This window comes from Pseudoalteromonas sp. S4741 (assembly GCF_005886135.1).
Taxonomy (GTDB): Bacteria; Pseudomonadota; Gammaproteobacteria; order Enterobacterales; family Alteromonadaceae; genus Pseudoalteromonas; species Pseudoalteromonas tetraodonis.
This window is the reverse complement of sequence record NZ_PNCN01000155.1, coordinates 1-2,562: the sequence shown is the minus strand read 5'-3', so window position 1 is coordinate 2,562 and position 2,562 is coordinate 1. Positions and strand designations below refer to the sequence as shown.

Here is a 2,562-nt window from a genome sequence, read left to right as displayed (position 1 = left end):
CAAAACGTAGACTTACTGTTTTTTTTTTATTGGGACTTGGGCCTGTTGACCTTTCAGGATTAAAATTTGTTCTAACTAGGGACGATTTAATCGTGGCGCGAGGTTTGTAACCTAGTGGGCTAAGTAAAAGCCGAGCAACAAAGAGTTAATCGTCCCTAGGACGAACCTTCGGGCAGCGCGTGTTTGGTATTTATGCTGTGTTATCGCCTATTTATGGGGAATAACCACACTACATAGGCTCTGCCTTGCCTAAATACCAAACACACTGCTGCAAATTTAACCTCAAAAGATAAACAGGCCCTAATATGCTAGTACAGTTTTTTTTCAAGCTGCGTGAATACCGCTTACCGGTAAGCCTGCGTGAGTTACTCGATTTAATTAACGCTTTAAAACAAGGCGTTATATTTGCCGATGTAGACGCCTTTTACCATTTAGCGCGCACTATTATGGTAAAGGACGAAACCCATTTTGATCGATTCGATAAAGCCTTTAGCGATTACTTTAGCGGTATTGCCGACTTAGACCTGCTCGAAAGCTTAAAACAGCAACACAACTTACCTGAAGATTGGTTGCGTAAAGAGTTTGAAAAGCACCTAAGCGATGAAGAAAAAGCCCAACTAAAAGCCATGGGCGGGCTAGACGAGCTAATGAAAACCCTAAAAGAGCGTTTAGAAGAACAGCAAAAACGCCACGCAGGCGGCAATAAATGGGTAGGTACCGGTGGCACCTCGCCTTTTGGTGCGTATGGTTATAACCCTGAGGGCGTTCGCATTGGTCAAGATGGCAACCGCAATCGCCAAGCGGTAAAAGTGTGGGATAAGCGCGAATACCGTAACCTCGATTCTGACCGCGAAATTGGCTCACGCACTATAAAGCTCGCCCTTAAAAAACTACGCAAATTTGCCCGCACTGGCGCAAGCGACACCCTTGATTTAAATGAGACCATTCGCGCGACCGCCAAACAAGGTGGCATGCTCGATGTAAAAATGGCACCCGAGCGCCACAATGCAGTAAAAGTATTGATGCTGTTTGATATTGGCGGTTCAATGGATGACTACATTCATACCTGTGAAGAGCTATTTAGCGCCGCCCACAGCGAATTTAAACACCTTGAGTTTTACTACTTTCATAACTGTTTATACGAACACGTGTGGCAAGATAACCAACGCCGCCATTCAAACGTTATCGACACTATGACGCTGATTAATAAGTTCACCAGCGACTACAAAGTTATATTTGTGGGTGATGCCACTATGGGCCCATATGAAATTGCCTACCCTGGTGGATCGGTAGAGCATTGGAATGAAGAGCCCGGCAGTGCGTGGCTGGCACGAATCACCAATCACTTTGATAAAGTCGCGTGGCTCAACCCACAACCGGTTGAGCATTGGCCGTACTATCAATCAATTGATTTTATCAAGCAGCTGATGGATAACAGAATGTACCCGTTGAGTTTAGATGGGATAAGTAAAGCGATAAAAGAGTTGAGTTAGAATATTAATTTAAGACGACTCAGCGCTAGCAGCGGAGCTTTAGGCATGAATCTATAACTTTGTTGGGTGGCGCCTTCGGCTTAACCAACCTACCTTTAACGTAGGTCGGATAAGTGGTGAAGCCACGCCATCCGACGAACAGAGATGAATTCAACAGAAACAATCCGATGCACCGCGTTAATGAACAACCGCATGTAGCCACTTAGTTTAAATGAGATAAGTAAAGCGATAAAAAAAATTAGTTAATACATTTTAAGTAGCTCATACACCATATTTTGATGGTATTCACTGAGCATGAGTTCTAATTGCTTCTCGAAGACTTCAATGGATGGTGTTTTTCCACTTAGCCGCTGTTGCTTTAGCCATTCAAGTAATTCAATCCTTACTAAATAAACGTTTTCAATACAGTAGCTTGGATCTGAAAGCCAAATTTTTGGAGCTCCTAGTGAAGCTCCTGAATACCAGTGACAAATGGAATAGCCTTTCACTTTCAAGCTTATCACTAAGTTGCCAGCTATAAATCCATCAGGTAATCAGAAATAGAGGGAAGCATCCTATAACAACAAATAGCCCCCTTCGCATCGATTTCTCTGATATATCACCATGCATTCTTTGATAAATTCCGTAGATGAGTACAAAAAAAGCGAGCATCATAACTATCAAAGGAATTACTGCAGGTTTAATTTTTAACGAAATTACATTTTCAGCAATAAGACTTAATGCGCTAATTTCTAATTTAAAGCTGTAGGCATAGAGAGTAATGATTAAACATAAAACGCCTATAGACCCCCTTTTTTTAGGGTTGGTAGGTGAGAGTTGATTAGCCGGACTTGCCATTTTAGTATCGTCTTCCTGAGTAAGGAATACCAAATAAGCGCTGTATAAACTCAATTGGATTATTATCGTACATTCACTCAGCCCTATCTAATTCATATTTTAACTAATTTGGATAGATATCATAATTTTTAATCGTCGCCCCTTGTTCGTTGCAGCCTATCGCGGTCTGCAACAGTCGGTATTTATGCAAAGGTCGTTTGATTTGCACCTTTCACCTTTAACCTTTAACCTT

The 2,562-nt window shown here is 41.9% G+C and carries 2 protein-coding genes; one reads left to right on the top strand and one right to left on the bottom strand.

The genetic code is table 11. The features are described from left to right. The first annotated feature begins 305 nt into the window (after positions 1-305). A complete protein-coding gene (locus tag CWC30_RS16540; RefSeq protein ID WP_138627653.1) occupies positions 306-1,493 on the top strand; it encodes a vWA domain-containing protein in 1,188 nt (395 codons plus the stop codon). Between the two features lie 242 nt (positions 1,494-1,735). On the opposite strand, the gene CWC30_RS16535 is transcribed toward CWC30_RS16540, so the two are convergent. Beyond that, positions 1,736-1,987, bottom strand: coding sequence for a hypothetical protein (locus tag CWC30_RS16535; RefSeq protein ID WP_138627652.1), 252 nt, complete (start codon positions 1,985-1,987; stop codon positions 1,736-1,738). Positions 1,988-2,562 lie beyond the last annotated feature (575 nt).